A 16,746-nucleotide genomic window follows, 5' to 3' on the forward strand; every position below is an offset into this window, starting at 1 on the left:
GAGGCCGCCCCACTACGACCGGCCTCCCCCACACCACAACACGTTGGCGCGCATTACGGTCGAGCAAGCTCGACCACTACACCGGGGTACCCGGCACGATCTCCAGACCGCGGGCGCGGCGGATCAAGCGTGTCACCGCACTGCGCAGGTCATCCAGCACTGCATAGATCGTCGGCAGGAACAGCAGGCTGACCACGGTCGAGAACGCCAGGCCGCCGGCAATCGCGCGCGCCATCGGCGCGTACTCCGGGCCGTTGCCGAACATCTGCGTACTGGTCAGCGAGATCGGCACCATCGCCAGGATCGCCGTGCCCATCGTCATCATGATTGGCCGCAATCGCTCGCGTGAGCCCTCCACCAGCGCCTGGGTGCGTCCCATGCCGCCGCGCCGCAGGTTGTTGATGTGCTCGATCATCACGATGCCGTTGTTCACCACCACACCCATCAGCACCAGGATGCCGATGAAGGACATGATTCCGAACGAGGTACCGGTGATCCAGAACAGCCAGAACACACCGAAGATCGAGAACAGCACGCCACTCATGATCGCCGCCGGGAACAACAGCGACTCGAACACCGCCGCCATCACCACGTAGATCATCACCAGCGCGATCAGCAGGTTGAACACCATCTGCTGCATCGCTTCGTCGTCGTTGCCGTAGTCACCGCCATCGAAGGTGAAGCCATAGCCGGCCGGGAAGTTCATCGGCTTGAGCACCGACTCCATCGCCTTGCGGCCATCCGGCGCGGTGACCTTCTCGGCCAGGTTGGCCTTGATGGTCAGCGTGGTCTGGCGGTTGGTGCGTCCGATCTGGGTGGCTGACGAACCGACATCGACGGTGACCAGGCTCAGCAGTGGCACGCTGCGGCCATCGCCGGTGCGCACGCTGAAACCGGCCAGGTCTTCCGGGCTGCTCTGCTCGGCACCGGCGAAGCGCACCCATACCGGCACTTCGTTGTCGCCGCGGCGGAACTCGCGCATCGGTGCACCGCGCAGGGCCAGGCCGACGAAGCTGGCTACCTGCTCGGCATTGAAGCCGAACGCCGCCGCACGCTCGCGGTCGACCCGCACCTTCAGTTCACCACCCTTTTCGCCGTTGTCGATGCGCACATCGCGCAGCTCGGCGCGCTGGGCCAGCAGCGGCACCACTTCCTGGCCGATCTCCTGCAGCATCGAACTGGAGTCGCCGACCAGCTGCACCTGCACGCCCTGGTTGCCGCCACCGCCGCCATCACCGCCCTGGTTGCCGACGAAGTAGTCGGTGCGGGCGGACTTCGGCAGGCCCTTGCGCAGCTCTTCCTGCAGCGCCTTGATGTCCTTGGCGTACTTCTCGTCCAGGGTGACCACGGTGGAGCTGCCTTCCTGCTCGCTGTACCAGGAATACACCTGCTTCACGTGCAGGCGCTCGCGGTTGGCGTCGATCCAGTTCTCCACACGCGCCACTTCCTCGGACATCTGCCGGTAGGTGTAGGCGCCCTTCCACATGTAGCCGATGAAGATGTCCTTGCCGCCGTCACCACCGAACATGTCGACCTTGGTCAGCTTCATCGGCACCAGGCTGACCAGCACCACCAGCACGATGCCGAGCAGGCTCCAGCCGCGATGGCGCAGCGACCAGTCCAGCAGTGTCGCGTAGCGCCGCTGCAGGCGCGCGATCACGCCGGTCTGCGAGTGCACCAGCTTCGGCGTGGCCATGCGCGCGGACAGCATCGGGATCAGGCTGACCGCGACCAGCCACGAGGCCAGCAGCGAGACCGAGATGGTGATCGCGATCTGTGCCATGAAGATGCTGATGTTGTTGGTCTCGCCGAACAGGTTCGGCACGAACACGATGCAGTGGCACAGCGTACCGGCGCTGAGCGCGATGGCCACGTTGCGGGTGCCGATGATCGAGGCCAGCTGCGGCTGCCCCGGCATGCGCTCGCGCTCCTGGTAGATGCTCTCCACCACCACCACGGCGTTGTCGACCAGCATGCCCACCGCCAGCAGCAGGCCCATCATGGTCAGGATGTTCAGCGTCACCCCGGCGAAGTACATGAAACCCAGGGTGATGGTGAAGCAGATCGGAATGGCCAGGGTCACCATCAGCGTGGATGGCCAGTGGCGCAGGAAGAAGAACAGCACGGTCACCGACAGGATCAGGCCGACGCCGCCGGCCTCGGCCAGTTCCAGCAACGAGGAGGTCACCGCCTTGCCCTGGTTGTCGATCACCTTGATCTGCACGTCGCGCATCGACGCCTCCGCGCGGATCGCCTCGACCTCGGCCAGTGCCGCGCGCGAAACCTCCACCAGATTGGCACTGCGCTCCTTGAAGATGTCCAGGCCGACCGCCGGGTTGCCGTCCAGGCGGCGCCCGTAGTTCATCCGCGCCGGCTTCAGGCGCACATCGGCGATATCGCCCAGGCGCAGGCCCTTGGCGTTGATCACCAGATCGCGCATTTCCTGCAGGTCGGTGATCTCACCCACCGGCTGCACGCGCACGCGCTGGCCGTTGTCGTCGATCTGCCCGGCCGAGATCGAGAAATTCAGCGTGCGCAGGCGCTCGCTCAATTCATTGATGCTCAGGCCGTGCGCGTTGAGGCGGTTCGGATCGATGGCGATCTCCACCTCGTTCGGCGGCGCACCGGTGATGTCGACACGGGCCACGCCGGGGATGCGCTCGATGCGCCGCTTGAACTCGCGGTCGAGCATGTCGTACGCGGTGGTCAGGTCGGTGGTGCTGGCCAGGCGCACCTTCAGCACCGGCTGGTCACTGCTGGACCACTTGAACACGTTGTAGCGCTGCAGGTCGTCAGGGAGGTCGCTGCGGATCGCATCGATGCGCTCGCGGGCATCCGAAGCGGCAATCGCAATGTCACGGTCCCAGTCACTGAACTCGATGTAGACCAGCGCCGCCTCGGAGGTGGCCGACGAGCGCATGCGCTTGATGCCGGTCATCGTCGCCAGCGACTCCTCGACCGGACGGATGATGGTCCGTTCCACTTCCTCCGGGGTGGAGCCGGTGTACGGAATCTGCACGAACAGGAACGGCGCGGAGATGTCCGGCAGCGCTTCCAGCGGCAACCGGAACGAAGCGATCAGGCCGATCACCACCAGCGACACGAAACACATGATGGTGGTGACCGGGCGGCGGATGGAGAACTCGGCCACACTCATGCCGGTTCCTCCGTACCCGCCGCACTGCCCGCTGCACCCGGCTCGATCTCACCGGCATGCTTGCGGCCACGTTCGCGGTAATACGCATCGCCACGACGGTCCATCAGGTCGTACACCACCGGGATCACCAGCAGGGTCAGCAGGGTCGACACCAGCAGGCCGCCGATCACGGTGATCGCCATCGGCGCGCGCACTTCAGCGCCCTCACCCATCGCCACCGCCAACGGCAGGAAGCCGAACAGCGTGCACAGCGTGGTCATGATGATCGGCCGCAGGCGCGAGCGGGCACCTTCCACCAGTGCCTCGTGCTTGGCCACACCGGCCTCGCGCAGCTGGTTGACCTTGTCGATCAGGATGATCGCGTTCTTGGTGACCAGGCCGACCAGCAGGATCAGGCCGATGAACACCACCACCGAGATGGGCTTGCCGGTCAGCATCAGCGCCAGGATCGCACCGACCAGCGCCAGCGGGATGGTGAACAGGATCACGAACGGATGCAGCAGCGATTCGAACTGCGAGGCCATCACCAGGTAGACCAGGAAGATCGCCAGGCCGAAGGCGAAGATCAACGACTTCGCCGCCTGCGCCAGCTCCTCACCCTGGCCACCGATGTGCAGGCCGACGCCCGCACCCAGCGGCTGCTCGGCGACCATCTGCTGCACCTCGCGCATGGCCGCGCCGAGGTCGATGTCGCGCAGGTTGGCCGACACCACCGCAACCCGGGTCTGGTCGGCACGGTGGATCTCACTGGGGCCGGTGGTGGCAACCACCTCGGCCACCGCGTCCAGCGTGACCGGACGGGTGCTGCCCGGGTTGACGATCAGCCGGCGAATGCTCTCCACGCTGGCGCGGTCGCCTTCCTGCGCACGCACCAGCACGTCGATCTTGCGGTCACGGAAGCTGTAGCGGGTGGCGACATCACCGCGCACCTTCTTCACCACCACGTCGGCGATCTGGCGCGTGGTCAGGCCGAGCGCACCTGCGCGTTCCTGATCGAAGCGGATCTGGATTTCCGGGAAGCCCTCTTCCACCGTCGACTTCACATCGGCGTAGTGCGCGTTGCCGCGCAGCATCGCCGCCAGGCGCTGGCCGGCCACTTCCAGGGTTGCCATGTCCTGCCCGCGCAACTCGATTTCCAGCGGCGTGGAGAAGCTGAACAACGCCGGCCGCGCGAAATCGACCTGTGCACCCGGATGCTGACCCATGGTGTCACGCAGGCGCTCGGTGATCTCCGCTTCGGTACGCGCGTTGCCGCCGCCTTCCATCACCACGGTCAACTTGCCGATGTTCTCGCCGCTCTCGGTGGGGCTGGCATCCAGGCGGGTGCCGCTGCCGCTGACACCGTACAGCGACGCCACGCCCTCGCCCTTGCCGTGCGCCAGCTGCAGCTCGCGTACCAGTGCATCAGTCTGCTTCAGCGGCGTGCCGGCCGGCAGCTTCACCGTCATCTCGAAACGGTCCTGCGCCAGCTGCGGAATCAGGTCGGCACCGAGCATCGGCACCAGCGCCATGGTCGCCACGAAGATGATCGAGGCGACACCCAGCACCTTGCCCGGATGCGCCAGTGCGCTCGGCAGCAGGCGCAGGTAGCCACGCTCGGCACCGGCGTACGGCTTCATCGCCAGATCGCTGGCCTTGCGCATCACCGGGCCGACCACCGCCACCACGCCACGCCACGCCCGCACGACCAGCCAGGCCAGCGCGTAGAAGCTCCAGCGCGCAGTCGCCACGGCACCACGACGGCCCAGTGCCACCGGCTTCTGCCAGCGGTTCTGCGGTTGCCACGGTTCGTTCGGCGCTTCTTCCGGGAACGCCAGCGGCGGCCGTCCCTTCAGCGAGCTCAGCATCGGGATCAGGGTCATCGACACCAGCAGCGAGATCGCGATGGCGATCGCCACGGTCAACGCCTGGTCGCGGAACAGCTGGCCAGCGATGCCATCGACGAACACCAGCGGCAGGAACACCGCGATGGTGGTCAGGGTGGAGGCGACCACCGCCATGCTCACTTCGCGGGTACCGACGATGGCGGCCTGCAGAATGCCCAGGCCACGCTCGCGGGCCTTGGCGATGCTCTCCAGCACCACGATCGAGTCATCCACCACCAGGCCGGTGGCCAGTGCCAGACCGCCCAGCGACATCACGTTCAAGCTCAGGCCGAGCTGGCCCATGAAGAAGAACGTGGCGATGATCGAGACCGGCAGCGACAGGCTGATCACGAACGTGCTCCAGCCATCACGCAGGAACAGGAAGATGATCAGGATCGCCAGCAGGCCGCCGATCACTGCATCCTTCTTGACGTCGGCGATGGCGTGCTCGATGAAGCGCGACTGGTCCTCGATGGTGGTCATCTCGACGTCGGACGGGAACGTGCCCTTGATCTGCTCCAGGCGCTTGCGCAGCGCTTCGGCGGTGGACACGGTATTGGCGTCGCCTTCTTTGTAGATCGCCAGTTCGACCGATTCCTTGCCGCCCAGGCGGATCACCGCTTCGCGCTCCTTGTAGCCCTGGCGCACGGTGGCCACGTCCTTCAGGCGCACCGGCACACCGTTGGCGACCACGCTGGAACCACCGCCGGACGATGCGCTCTGCGCCGCCGATGCCGCCGCGATGGCGGCCGCCGAACCGGTCGACGCGGCGATGTTGAACATCTGCTGCAACGCCGAGTCGGCCGCGCTGCCGTTCGACGCCTGGGTGGTGACCAGCAGGTTGCGGATCTCCTCCAGATCGGCGAACTGGTTGACGGTACGCACCAGGAAGCGCTGCGAACCCTCCTCCAGGCGGCCGCCGGAGATGTTGATGTTCTCGTCCTTCAGGCGCTTGATGACGGTGTCGATCGGCAGGTTCAGCTGGGCCAGCTTCTGCTGGTCGATGTCGACCTGGATCTCGTCCTCGAGGCCGCCACCGACCTTGACCGCCGCTACGCCGCTGACCGGCTCCAGCTTCTTCTTCAGGTCTTCATCGGCATAGCGGCGCAGGCCGGTCAGCTCACGGACCGCATCGGCATCGCTGGTCGGCGCCACCTTGTTCGACAGCACCAGGCGCATGATCGGCTCGGTGGACGGATTGAAGCGCAGCAGCACCGGGGCCTTGGACTCCAGTGGCAGGTTCAGCGCTTCCATCTTGTCGCGCACCTCCAGGCTGGCCTGGTCCATGTTGGTGCCCCAGGCGAACTCCAGCACCACATCGCTCTGGCCGGTGCGCGAGACCGACTTCAGCTTGCGCAGGTTCTTGACCACGCCGACCGCTTCTTCAACCGGCTGGGTGATCAGGGTTTCGATTTCGGTCGGCGCCGAACCGGTGTACTCGGTGCGCACGGTCAGCGTCGGGTAGCTCAGGTCGGGCAGCAGGTTGACCTTGAGGTTGCCCAGCGCGATCAGGCCAAACAGCAACAGGGTGACCGTGCACATGGCGATGGTCACGCGGCGGCGGGTGGCGAACTCCACCAGGCCGCCGCGCATGCCGGCGGCGGCGCCGTCGCTCGCCGGCGAGGCACCGTGGTCGTGGCCCGGGGCGGTCATTGCTTGCTCCCGGCCTTGTCTGCCGGCTTGGCGGCCGCTGCGACCGTCTTCGCCTTTGCCTTCGGATCGGCGATCACCTGCACTGCGGTGCCGTCGCGCAGGGCGACCTTGCCGGCGGTGACCACCTGATCACCGGCCGCCAGGCCATCACGGATCTCCACCCACGGGCCCTCGGCGTAACCCAGCTTGACCGGAACGCGTGCGACCTTGCCTTCGCGCACCCGGAACACCGCCGGCTCACCATCGTCGAGCAGCGCCAGGCGCGGCACCACCAGCGCATCGGCACGCTGGTCGTAATCGATGCGGATGCGACCGAACATGCCGGGCTGCAACGCGTGCGCGGCGCCATCGAAGGCACTGACCACGCGAAACGTACCGCTGCCCGAATCCACCACCGGTGCGATGCGGTCGACGGTGCCGGTGAAGCTCTGCCCCGGCAGCGCATCGGCGGCCAGCGTCACCGGCTGGCCGGCGCGCAGGGTGGCCAGCTCGCGCTCGGGCACGTTGAGGGTGGCTTCCAGCCGCGAGTTGTCGACGATGCGGAAGATCGGCGTGTTGATCTGCACGAAGTTGCCGGTCTTGATCGAGCGCGACGCGATCACGCCGGAGATCGGCGCCACCACCGTGGTGTAGGACAGTTCCAGCGTGGCCAGGCGGTACTGCGCGCGTACGTTTTCCAGGTCGTAACGCAGCTGGTCGACATCGGCGGCGCTGACCATCTGCTGGCCCACCAGTTTCTGCGCGCGCTGGTAGTTGTTTTCCAGCTTGCGCATCTGCGCTTCGCTCTGTGCCACGGCCAGGCGCGCACGGTCCGGGTCCAGACGCACCAGTGGCTGGCCGGCAGTGACCCGCTGGCCTTCTTCAACCAGCACCGCCAGCGCCACGCCGGAAGTCTTGGCCACCACCTGCGACTCGGCGCGTGGTTCCAGCGCAGCGGTACCGGTGTAGCTGGCCGCGACAGCACGGTGGCTGGCCACGGCCACTTCGACCGGGACCGCATCGACCTTCTTCTCCTCCTTGGTCTCGGCGGCCTTGGCTTCGGAATTGGGCCCTGCGGCGCAACCGCCCAGCAGCAGGGAGGTGGAGATCAGCAGTGCGGCAGCGCAGATTCCGCTGCGACGGCCGGACAGGAAGGTTGGGTGCGACATCGTCAGATCCCTGGAGGATGCGTGGACAGGTGTGGTAGCAAAGTAATGCACCACTTCACGGCAACACCATATCCCAAAGGTCATGGTGTCTTCGTGCCACTGGTCGGCCCGCCCCCCATTTCAGCTAGATGAAACCTGGGGCTATACTCGGGTCGTTCCGTACCCCACGCCGGAACGACCAGACCCGAATCCCCGGAAACGACACCATGCGCCCGCAGCCGCTCGCCGCTTGTCTCGCTCTGGCCGTCCTCCTGCCCCTTGGGGCCGCCGCACAGCCCGCTCCTGCTCCTGCCACACCTGCCCCGGCCCCGGCTCCCGCCGCTGCCCCGGCCCCTGCCGCCCCCACCGGCAACTTCGACAATGGCCGTGTCCTGGCCTACACCTGCCAGGGGTGCCATGGCATCACCGGCTACAAGAACGCCTACCCCAGTTACCGGGTGCCGAAGATCGGCGGCCAGACCCAGCAGTACCTGGCCCAGGCCCTGACCGAGTACCGCCAGGGCAAGCGCAGGCATCCGACGATGCAGGCGCAGTCGATGAGTTTCAGCGAACAGGAGATCGCCGATCTTTCTGTTTACCTGTCCACCGTCAAGTAAGGCCCGCCCATGTCGAAAGCCGCGCATCCGATGCGTCACGCCATCGCCCTGTCCGTTGCCCTGCTGCTGGCCGCCTGTTCACAGTCGCAGGTGGAAAACAGCGAGAAATCCGCCGCCGACCCGGGCCATGCCAGCGGCGAACACGGTTCTTCATCCTCTGCCGGCCTGCCACCAGGCCGCGAGGCCGCCGGTGAAGCCCGCGCCAAGGTGAAGAGCAAGGCCACCAACCAGAGCTGCATCGACTGCCACGGCGCCGACGGCAACGCGCCGATCGATGCGACCTATCCGAAGCTGGGTGGGCAGTACGGTGATTACCTGGCGCATGCGCTGCAGGCCTACCGCGCCGGTGACCGCCAGCATGCGCTGATGACGCCGCAGGCGAAGGACCTGAGCGATCAGGACATCGCCGATCTGGCGGCGTATTTCGGCAGCCGGCCGAGCCAGCTGCGGGATCTGCACGGGGTTAAATGACCGCGCTGCGCGGATCATGACTGCTGCAATCTGAGGCGTTCATGGGCGTTACTTTTCTTTGCGCGCAAAGAAAAGTAACCAAAAGAAACGCTCCGCCGTCCGCGAGCCGATGCTGCGCACCGGTACCCTGCGCTCCTCGGCCCACCGAGGGACGGCGCGGGAACTCGCTGCGCTCAGACACCCGCGCCTCTTCGCCCTCGCCGGACCTGCGGTGCTCGGCTCGCTTCAAGGCGGAATCAGATCAAAAGCCACAGCCGCCCGCCGGGCGAGACGGCCGTGGCAGACGCTCAGCCTTCCAGCTCTTCCCAGCGCGCGTACGCGGCATCCAGCTCGGCCTGCACCTTGGCCAGCTGCTGGGTATGCGCGGTTACTTCGGCACTGCTGCGGGTGTAGAACGACGGGTCGTTCATCGCCGAGGTCAGCCCTTCGACGTCGCCTTCCAGCTTCTCGATGGTCTTCGGCAGCTGCTCCAGTTCGCGCGCTTCCTTGTAGGCCAGCTTGCGCTTGGGCGCAGCCGGAGCAGCGGCCGTGGCGGCCGGTGCAGCAACCGCCGGCTTGGTTGCCGGGGCCGCAGCAGGCGTCGCCAAACTGGCCGCATAGCGCTGCCAGTCGCTGTAGCCGCCGACGTACTCGCCGATCACGCCGTCGCCTTCCATCACCAGCGTGGAGGTCACCACGTTGTCGATGAAGTCACGGTCGTGGCTGACCAGCAGCAGGGTGCCGGTGTACTCGCCCAGCAGCTCTTCCAGCAGCTCCAGGGTTTCCACGTCCAGGTCGTTGGTCGGTTCGTCCATCACCAGCAGGTTGGACGGCTGTGCGAACAGCTTGGCCAGCAACAGGCGGTTGCGCTCGCCGCCGGACAGGCGGGTGATCGGCGCACGCGCACGTTCCGGGGTAAACATGAAGTCCTGCAGATAGGCATGCACATGCTTGCGCTTACCGTTGAACTCGAGGAAATCGCGGCCTTCGGCCACGTTCTCGATCGCGCTCCAGTCTTCGCGCAGCACCGCGCGGTACTGGTCGAAATACGCGATCTGAAGGTTGGTACCGGCGTTGACCTCACCCTTGGCCGGCTGCAGTTCGCCCAGCAGCAGCTTCAGCAGCGTGGTCTTGCCGCTGCCGTTGGGACCGATCAGGCCGATGCGGTCGCCACGCAGGATGGTGGTGGTGAAATCGCGGACCATGGTGCGCTCGCCGAAGGCGAACGAAATGTCCTTGACGTCGATGACCTTCTTGCCGGAGCTGACGCCCTGCGCGGCTTCCATCTTGACGTTGCCGCTGAGGTCGCGGCGCTGCGAGCGCTCGGTGCGCATCGCCTTCAGGCGACGTACGCGGCCTTCATCGCGGGTACGGCGCGCCTTGATGCCCTGGCGGATCCAGACTTCTTCCTGCGCCAGCAGCTTGTCGAAGCGGGCGTTTTCCTGCGCCTGCGCATTGAGGCGTTCCTCGCGACGGCGCTCGTAGTTGGCCCAGTCGCCCGGCCAGCTGGTGACCTGGCCGCGGTCGATCTCGACGATGCGGGTGGCCAGTGCACGCAGGAAGCGGCGGTCATGGGTGACGAACACCACGCTGCCGCTCCAGCCCTTCAGGAACGCTTCGAGCCAGTCGATGGCCTCGATGTCCAGGTGGTTGGTCGGTTCGTCCAGCAGCAGCACGTCGGGGCTGGACACCAGCGCGCGGGCCAGCAGCACGCGGCGCTTCATACCGCCGGACAGACGACCGAACTCGGCCTCGCCGTCCAGGTCGAGCTTGGTCAGGGTTTCGCTGACGCGCTGGTCCAGGCCCCAGCCGTTGGCGGCGTCGATCTTGGCCTGCACGTTGCCGAGCGCTTCGCCATCGAACACCTCGGCATGGCTGAGGTGGTGGAACTCGGCCAGCCACTGGCCCAGTTCGCCGAGGCCATCGGCGACGACGTCGAACACCGAGCCAGCAGCGCCGTGCGGCACTTCCTGCTCCAGGCGGGTGACACGCACGCCCTGCTGCACGCGCACTTCGCCGTCATCGGGCTTGTGGTCGCCGGACAGCAGCTTGAGCAGGGTGGATTTGCCGGCGCCGTTGCGGCCGATCAGGGCGATGCGTTCGCCCGGCTCGATCGACAGTTCGGCCTTTTCCAGCAACAACGGGCCGCCGACGCTGAAGTCGACGTTCTGTAGGGTAATCAGAGGCATCCGGCCATTGTACCGGTTGGGGGCGTCGGCCGGGTTGCACCCGGCGCCCGCGGTAGTGCCGGCCGCTGGCCGGCAACCTCAACGGCAACGTCAAAAGCGGGTCTCCTGCGGGATGGCGGAGTGGATCCCGCGATCTGTCGGGACGGCATTCTGCTCTGGTGGGTGTCGACCTTGGTCGACACAGTAGATCCACGCCATGCGTGGATGAGCACTACAAGAAGTGTCGATGGATGGAATCAACTGGGGTTCTGATGGATTACCCCACCTCCCCCAGCAACGCCTGCAGCCCCGGCAGCCACTGCTTGCCGGGATGCCGTACCAGCCACAGGGTGCGCTGCAGGGCGGGCAACGGGGTCTCAAGCACGCGCAGGCGGCCGAGGGCCAGTGGCTCTTCCAGCGCATGACGAGAAAGACAGGCCAGACCCAGTCCGGCGATGGCGGCCTGCTTGATCGCTTCGGTATTGCCCAGCTGCAGGGTCTGCGCGAAACCGCGCAGGTGCGACAACAAGGCCTGCTCCACCGCTTCGCGGGTACCCGAGCCCGGTTCGCGCAGCAGCCAGCGTGCGCGGCGCAGTTCGTCCAGCGACCAGCGCGCGGGGGCATCGGTGGCGGCGACGATCACCAGCGGGTCCTGCTGCCAGGCGGTGACCTGCAGGGCGCGCTCGTGGCAGGGGCCTTCGATCAGGCCGGCGTCCACGTCCAGTCGCTGCACGGCGGCGACCACGCCGGCACTGTTGTCGATGCGCAGGTCGACTTCCGCCTGCGGCGCCTGGCGCAGCAGTTCGGCAATGCGCGGCGGTAGCAGGTAATTGCCGATGGTGGTGCTGGCGGCCAGCACCAGCCGCAGTGGCGCGCCCTGCGACGGGTCACCGCCGGCGGCGAGCTGGCGCTCGAGGTCGGCGGCGTTGACCAGCAGCGTGCGCGCGGGTTCCAACAGGGCGCGGCCGTGGCCGTTCAGCGCCAGGCGGCGGCCGATGCGGTCGAACAACGGCGTGCCGAAGTGCGCTTCCAGCTCCTGCAGGGCGGCGCTGCTGGCCGACTGCGAAAGCGCAATGGCCTGGCCGGCAGCAGTGGTGCTGCCATGGTCGGCGATGGCGACGAAGACCTGCAGCTGGCGCAAGGTCAGGCGCATGCTATTTACCCGTTTGATAGGTAGGTTTCACCCATATTATTCGTTTTACAGGTCAGAGACCCAGGCGCACGCTTGCCACGTCACCCCAGCCCTGCCCCTGTCATGAACGCCCCCGCTCTCCCCTCCTGGTCCCTGCCCGCCCTGCGCCAACGCTGGCAGCCGCGTCTGCCCGGCCTTCTGCTGGTGGGCCTGATCGCGGCGGCGTCGCTGTACCTGGCCGAGCTTCCCTGGTTGCAGGCGCATGGCCTGAGTGCACTGACCGTCGCCATCGTCGCCGGCATCGTGGTCGGCAACACCCTCTACCCGCGGCTCGCGCCAAGCAGCGCGGCCGGCGTCGGTTTCTCCAAGCATTGGCTGCTACGCGCCGGCATCGTGCTGTACGGCCTGCGCCTGACCTTCCAGGACATCGGCCATGTCGGCGTCAGCGGCGTGCTGATGGACGTGCTGGTGGTGGCTAGCACCTTCGGCCTGGCCTGCTGGCTGGGCGTGCGTGTGTTCAAGATGGAGCGTGAGGCGGCAATGATGATCGGTGCCGGCAGCGCGATCTGCGGCGCGGCAGCGGTGATGGCCGCCGAACCGGTGGTGCGTGGCCGCGCGGCACAGGTCACGATGGCCGTGTCGACGGTGGTGGTGTTCGGCACGCTGGCGATGTTCCTGTACCCGGCGCTGTATGCCCTGGTGCAGTCGCACGGCTGGCTGGCGATGGACGCGCGACAGTACGGCCTGTTCACCGGTGCGACGGTGCATGAAGTGGCACAGGTGGTGGCGGCCGGCCGCGCGGTCAACGAAGCGGCAGCTGATACGGCAGTGATCACCAAGATGGTGCGGGTGATGCTGCTGGCGCCGTTCCTGGTCGCGCTGTCGCTGTGGCTGGCGCGTGGCGGCAAGGCCAGCGCCGATGGCAGCAAAGCGCGCATCGTGGTGCCGTGGTTCGCTTTTGGTTTCGTGGCGGTGGCCGGGTTCAACTCGCTGCATCTGCTGCCGGCCGGCCTTCAGGCGGGGCTGGTGCAGCTGGATACCGTGCTGCTGGCGATGGCGATGGCCGCGCTGGGCCTGACCACCCACGTTTCGGCGCTGCGCCAGGCCGGCATGAAGCCGCTGCTGCTGGCGCTGATCCTGTTCGCCTGGCTGCTGTTCGGCGGGCTGGCGATACACCAGGGTGTGCTGGCGGTGCTGGGCTGATCGACCCTCCCCGCTTGCCGAATCCATCCGCAGGCCGTAAAAGAACGTCCCCTGCGCTGGTCGACACGGACGACATGACCATCCATCACCTTCCGAGCTTCCGTTACCATCCGGACCCGGTAGCGACGGGCAACGTGGCGCCCTCCACTACCACCTGCAGGGTCTGTCAGCAGGCGCGTGGATATGTGTATCTGCACGATGCCATCCACGCAGGGCGCGCAGATTACTCGGAACAGATCTGCCCTTGGTGCATTGCCGATGGCCGCGCCGCGTCGGCGTTGCATGTGGCGTTTGCCTGCCGCCTGGATATCGACGAAAGCGTCCCTGAAGCCGCGCTGGAAGAGCTGTCCCTGCGCACGCCGGGCTACGCCAGTTTCCAGGGGGAAACGTGGCTGGCACATTGCGGCGATGTCTGCCGATTCCTGGGCGACGCCACCCTGGAGCAGGTGACTCAGGCCTCGGCAGCGAGCATCGCGGCGTGGTGCGCAACCAACGACGCCGACGAGGCGGTCTGGTGGGCTCTGGCCAGCGACTACGCGCCCGGTGCAGATATCGGCTTCTATACGTTCGAGTGCCTGCACTGTGGCCTCGTTCAGTTCCATATTGACTCGGCCTGAACCTTCTCCTGCGCATGCCCGACGTGGACCGTTAGACTTGAGGCATGCCCGCCTCCGCCGCCCTGCTGGAAATCCCCTTGCGCCTGCTGGATGACCGCTATGGGCCAGGCAATGTCGATGAAGCCGAAGACATGCTGATTGGGATCGTGCAGGCGGAGATGGGCGAGCAGGCAACCTGTTCGTTCGACTTCGACACGCGGCACGCCAACCCGTGGTTCCACCAGCTGCTGCTGGAACCCCGGGTCGCCGGAAAGCCGGCCACCCAGGAGCAGCTGCAAGCGATGGCCGTACGGCTGGTGGCCCTCGGTTTGCACTGAAGGTTGGACAGTGTCATCCACGCATGGCGTGGATCTACTGGATCGCACACCCTGAGCGGGTGAAGAAGGCCGGGGGGCCCAGCCTTCCGGACGGGTACAATGCGCCATGACTGACTTCTCGACCCTGCCGCTGAGCCCGGCCCTGCAGCCCGGCCTGGATGCCCTCGGCTATACCACTCTCACCCCCGTGCAGGCGCAGAGCCTGCCGGCCATCCTGGATGGCCGCGATGTGATCGCACAGGCGCCGACCGGCAGCGGCAAGACCGCCGCCTTCGGCCTGGGCCTGCTGCAGGCCATCGACCCCAGCCTGATCCGCGTGCAGGCGCTGGTGCTGTGCCCGACCCGCGAACTGGCCGATCAGGTCGGCAAGCAGATCCGCAAGCTGGCCACCGGCATCCCCAACCTGAAGCTGCTGCTGCTGGTTGGTGGCGTGCCGCTGGGCCCGCAGCTGGCATCGCTGGAAGGCCACGACCCGCACGTGGTGGTCGGCACTCCTGGCCGTGTGCAGGAGCTTGCACGCAAGCGCGCGCTGAATCTTGGCGCGGTGCGCACGCTGGTGCTGGACGAAGCCGACCGCATGCTCGACATGGGCTTCGAGGAGCCGATCCGCGAGATCGCCGGCCGCACCCACAAGGATCGCCAGAGCCTGCTGTTCTCGGCCACCTTCCCCGACAGCATCCGCACCATGGCGCGTGACCTGCTGCGCGACGCGGTGGAAGTGACCGTGGAAGGCGCCGACCAGGCACCGGCCATCCGCCACCTGTTCTGCGAGGTGGAACCGGCCCATCGCCAGAAGGCACTGGCCGGCCTGCTGCTGAAGTACACGCCGGAATCGGCCGTGGTGTTCTGCAACACGCGCAAGGACGTGGACGAAGTGGCCAACTCACTGCAGCAGTTCGGCTTCTCCGCACTGGCCCTGCACGGCGACATGGAGCAGCGCGACCGCGAGGAAGTGCTGTTGCTGCTGGCCAACCGCAGCTGCAACGTACTGGTGGCCAGCGACGTGGCCGCACGCGGCCTGGACGTGGAAGAGCTGGCGGCTGTGATCAACTACGAGCTGCCGACCGACGTGGAGAGCTACCAGCACCGCGTGGGCCGTACCGGCCGTGCCGGTGCCAGCGGCCTGGCGATCAGCCTGGTGGCCGGCCGCGAGAAGACCCGTGCCGAAGCCATCGAAGCGCAGATGGGTCAGGCGCTGGACTGGCAGAAGACGCCGCTGGCGACTTCGCGCCCGGCCGAGCTGCCGCAGGCCGCGATGCGCACGCTGCGGATCGACGGCGGCAAGACCGACAAGCTGCGCCCGGGCGACATCCTCGGTGCACTGACCGGCGACGCCGGCCTGTCGAGCAAGTTCATCGGCAAGATCGCGATCTTCCCAACCCGCTCCTATGTGGCGATCGCGCGAGAGCAGGCCAACAAGGCCGTGGCCAAGCTGGAAGCCGGCAAGATCAAGGGCCGACGTTTCCGCGTGCGGATGATGTGATTGAAGCAGCGTTGCCAACCTCGGTTGGCAACGACCTGACCTGGTAGCGGCCAACCTTGGTTGGCCCATCCGTGGCGCCAGTCGCGAAAGGCGCTGCCAACCAAGGTTGGCAACTACCGGCTCCAGGCCATTCGCGCTGGTAGATGCCAACCCTGGTTGGCACCTACCCTCTAATCAGAACACCAGTTCGGTGTACAGCGGCAGGTCTGCTTCCCAGCGCGCGCGGCCGCCGAGGCCGTCCAGTTCGACCAGTACACCGGCACCGACCACGTCAACACCCAGGCGGCGCACCAGCGACAACGCGGCGACCAGCGTGCCGCCCGTAGCCAGCACGTCGTCGATGATCGCCACGCGGGCACCGGCCGGCAGCGCATCGGCGTGCACTTCGATGCAGTCGCTGCGGTATTCCAGCGTGTATTCCTCGCGCAGCACCTGGCCCGGCAGCTTGCCCGGCTTGCGCACCGGCACGAAGCCGACGCCCAGTTCCAGCGCCATCGCGGCACCGAGGATGAACCCACGCGATTCGATACCGATCACCGCGTCCAGCTTCTGGTCGCGCCAACGGTCGGCCATCGCGGTGATGGCACCGCGGAAGTCCTCGCTATGGGCGAGCAGCGGCATGATGTCCTTGAAGAGGATGCCGGGCTTGGGGAAGTCGGCGATGTCGCGCAGGCGGGAGGCCCACTGCGGAGCGACGATGGCGTCGGTCATGTCACGTTGGCTATCTGATGGCGGCATAGGGTACCTGTTCCGGGCGCCGCCTGCCTGTTGGGGGTATTCGGCCGGGCTGCGCCCGGCACCTGCAGAGGCCACCGCGCAAGCAAAAGCGAAAGCAAAAGCCGCATTCCGAGAGATGGCGGGGTGGGTCCGGTTGCGGGAGACGCCGTAAACCCGTCCATGGGGGCTTGGCCGCGGCATCCATGCCGCGGACACTCCCGCAACCGGACCCACCCCGCC

The 16,746-nt window shown here is 66.8% G+C and carries 11 protein-coding genes and 1 pseudogene; 6 read left to right on the plus strand and 6 right to left on the minus strand.

Annotated features, from left to right (window positions below):
- Positions 1-76: 76 nt before the first annotated feature.
- From V3B64_RS15465 to V3B64_RS15475, 3 genes and pseudogenes are all read right to left on the minus strand, one after another.
- Positions 77-3,157 carry an efflux RND transporter permease subunit gene (locus V3B64_RS15465; protein WP_329914418.1) on the minus strand — a complete coding sequence of 1,027 codons (3,081 nt, stop codon included), beginning with the start codon at positions 3,155-3,157 and terminating at the stop codon, positions 77-79.
- Positions 3,154-6,609 (minus strand): annotated as a pseudogene (locus V3B64_RS15470) (efflux RND transporter permease subunit); the annotation flags it as partial. The pseudogene V3B64_RS15470 and the gene V3B64_RS15465, both read right to left, overlap by 4 nt.
- Positions 6,610-6,671: 62 nt before the next feature.
- On the minus strand, positions 6,672-7,823 hold the full coding sequence (locus tag V3B64_RS15475; RefSeq protein ID WP_012510783.1) for a MexH family multidrug efflux RND transporter periplasmic adaptor subunit: 1,152 nt from the start codon (positions 7,821-7,823) through the stop codon (positions 6,672-6,674).
- A 206-nt stretch (positions 7,824-8,029) separates the two neighbouring features.
- Between V3B64_RS15475 and V3B64_RS15480 the strand changes: the two genes are divergently transcribed.
- Both V3B64_RS15480 and V3B64_RS15485 read left to right on the plus strand, forming a co-directional pair.
- Entirely contained in the window at positions 8,030-8,419 is a 390-nt protein-coding gene (locus V3B64_RS15480; protein ID WP_005413034.1) for a c-type cytochrome, read from the plus strand.
- Positions 8,420-8,428: 9 nt separating this feature from the next.
- Positions 8,429-8,890 (plus strand): cytochrome c, encoded by a 462-nt coding sequence (locus tag V3B64_RS15485; RefSeq protein ID WP_006361215.1) that lies wholly within the window; start codon positions 8,429-8,431, stop codon positions 8,888-8,890.
- 287 nt (positions 8,891-9,177) lie between these two features.
- On the opposite strand, the gene V3B64_RS15490 is transcribed toward V3B64_RS15485, so the two are convergent.
- Both V3B64_RS15490 and V3B64_RS15495 read right to left on the minus strand, forming a co-directional pair.
- Positions 9,178-11,058, minus strand: coding sequence for an ATP-binding cassette domain-containing protein (locus tag V3B64_RS15490; RefSeq protein WP_329914419.1), 1,881 nt, complete (start codon positions 11,056-11,058; stop codon positions 9,178-9,180).
- 256 nt (positions 11,059-11,314) lie between these two features.
- Positions 11,315-12,190: a LysR family transcriptional regulator gene (locus tag V3B64_RS15495; protein ID WP_329914420.1), complete on the minus strand. Its 876-nt coding sequence runs from the start codon at positions 12,188-12,190 to the stop codon at positions 11,315-11,317.
- A gap of 102 nt (positions 12,191-12,292) precedes the next feature.
- Here V3B64_RS15495 and V3B64_RS15500 point away from each other — a divergent pair, with 102 nt between their 5' ends.
- The 4 genes from V3B64_RS15500 (at position 12,293) to dbpA (ending at position 15,789) form a co-directional block, all read left to right on the plus strand.
- Positions 12,293-13,372 (plus strand): YeiH family protein, encoded by a 1,080-nt coding sequence (locus V3B64_RS15500; protein WP_329914421.1) that lies wholly within the window; start codon positions 12,293-12,295, stop codon positions 13,370-13,372.
- 74 nt (positions 13,373-13,446) lie between these two features.
- Complete coding sequence (locus tag V3B64_RS15505; protein ID WP_121503063.1) at positions 13,447-13,989, plus strand: CbrC family protein; 543 nt, start codon at positions 13,447-13,449, stop codon at positions 13,987-13,989.
- Positions 13,990-14,033: 44 nt separating this feature from the next.
- The gene (locus V3B64_RS15510; RefSeq protein WP_329893231.1) at positions 14,034-14,306 is read left to right on the plus strand and encodes a hypothetical protein; all 273 of its coding nucleotides are present in this window, start codon (positions 14,034-14,036) and stop codon (positions 14,304-14,306) included.
- 106 nt (positions 14,307-14,412) lie between these two features.
- Entirely contained in the window at positions 14,413-15,789 is a 1,377-nt protein-coding gene (gene dbpA, locus V3B64_RS15515; protein ID WP_329914422.1) for an ATP-dependent RNA helicase DbpA, read from the plus strand.
- Positions 15,790-15,963: 174 nt separating this feature from the next.
- On the opposite strand, the gene V3B64_RS15520 is transcribed toward dbpA, so the two are convergent.
- Positions 15,964-16,500 carry an adenine phosphoribosyltransferase gene (locus V3B64_RS15520; protein ID WP_071228978.1) on the minus strand — a complete coding sequence of 179 codons (537 nt, stop codon included), beginning with the start codon at positions 16,498-16,500 and terminating at the stop codon, positions 15,964-15,966.
- Positions 16,501-16,746: the final 246 nt, after the last annotated feature.

It is taken from the genome of Stenotrophomonas sp. SMYL86, from assembly GCF_036320025.1.
GTDB classification, from domain to species: domain Bacteria; phylum Pseudomonadota; class Gammaproteobacteria; order Xanthomonadales; family Xanthomonadaceae; genus Stenotrophomonas; species Stenotrophomonas maltophilia_A.

What these genes read in the sequence shown, in the direction of transcription:
- V3B64_RS15480 (WP_005413034.1), top strand. Translation starts at nt 8,030, where the DNA reads ATGCGCCCGCAGCCGCTCGCCGCTTGTCTCGCTCTGGCCGTCCTCCTG.
- V3B64_RS15465 (WP_329914418.1), bottom strand. Translation starts at nt 3,157, where the DNA reads ATGAGTGTGGCCGAGTTCTCCATCCGCCGCCCGGTCACCACCATCATG.
- V3B64_RS15520 (WP_071228978.1), bottom strand. Translation starts at nt 16,500, where the DNA reads ATGACCGACGCCATCGTCGCTCCGCAGTGGGCCTCCCGCCTGCGCGAC.
- dbpA (WP_329914422.1), top strand. Translation starts at nt 14,413, where the DNA reads ATGACTGACTTCTCGACCCTGCCGCTGAGCCCGGCCCTGCAGCCCGGC.
- V3B64_RS15505 (WP_121503063.1), top strand. Translation starts at nt 13,447, where the DNA reads ATGACCATCCATCACCTTCCGAGCTTCCGTTACCATCCGGACCCGGTA.
- V3B64_RS15485 (WP_006361215.1), top strand. Translation starts at nt 8,429, where the DNA reads ATGTCGAAAGCCGCGCATCCGATGCGTCACGCCATCGCCCTGTCCGTT.
- V3B64_RS15495 (WP_329914420.1), bottom strand. Translation starts at nt 12,190, where the DNA reads ATGCGCCTGACCTTGCGCCAGCTGCAGGTCTTCGTCGCCATCGCCGAC.
- V3B64_RS15510 (WP_329893231.1), top strand. Translation starts at nt 14,034, where the DNA reads ATGCCCGCCTCCGCCGCCCTGCTGGAAATCCCCTTGCGCCTGCTGGAT.
- V3B64_RS15500 (WP_329914421.1), top strand. Translation starts at nt 12,293, where the DNA reads ATGAACGCCCCCGCTCTCCCCTCCTGGTCCCTGCCCGCCCTGCGCCAA.
- V3B64_RS15475 (WP_012510783.1), bottom strand. Translation starts at nt 7,823, where the DNA reads ATGTCGCACCCAACCTTCCTGTCCGGCCGTCGCAGCGGAATCTGCGCT.
- V3B64_RS15490 (WP_329914419.1), bottom strand. Translation starts at nt 11,058, where the DNA reads ATGCCTCTGATTACCCTACAGAACGTCGACTTCAGCGTCGGCGGCCCG.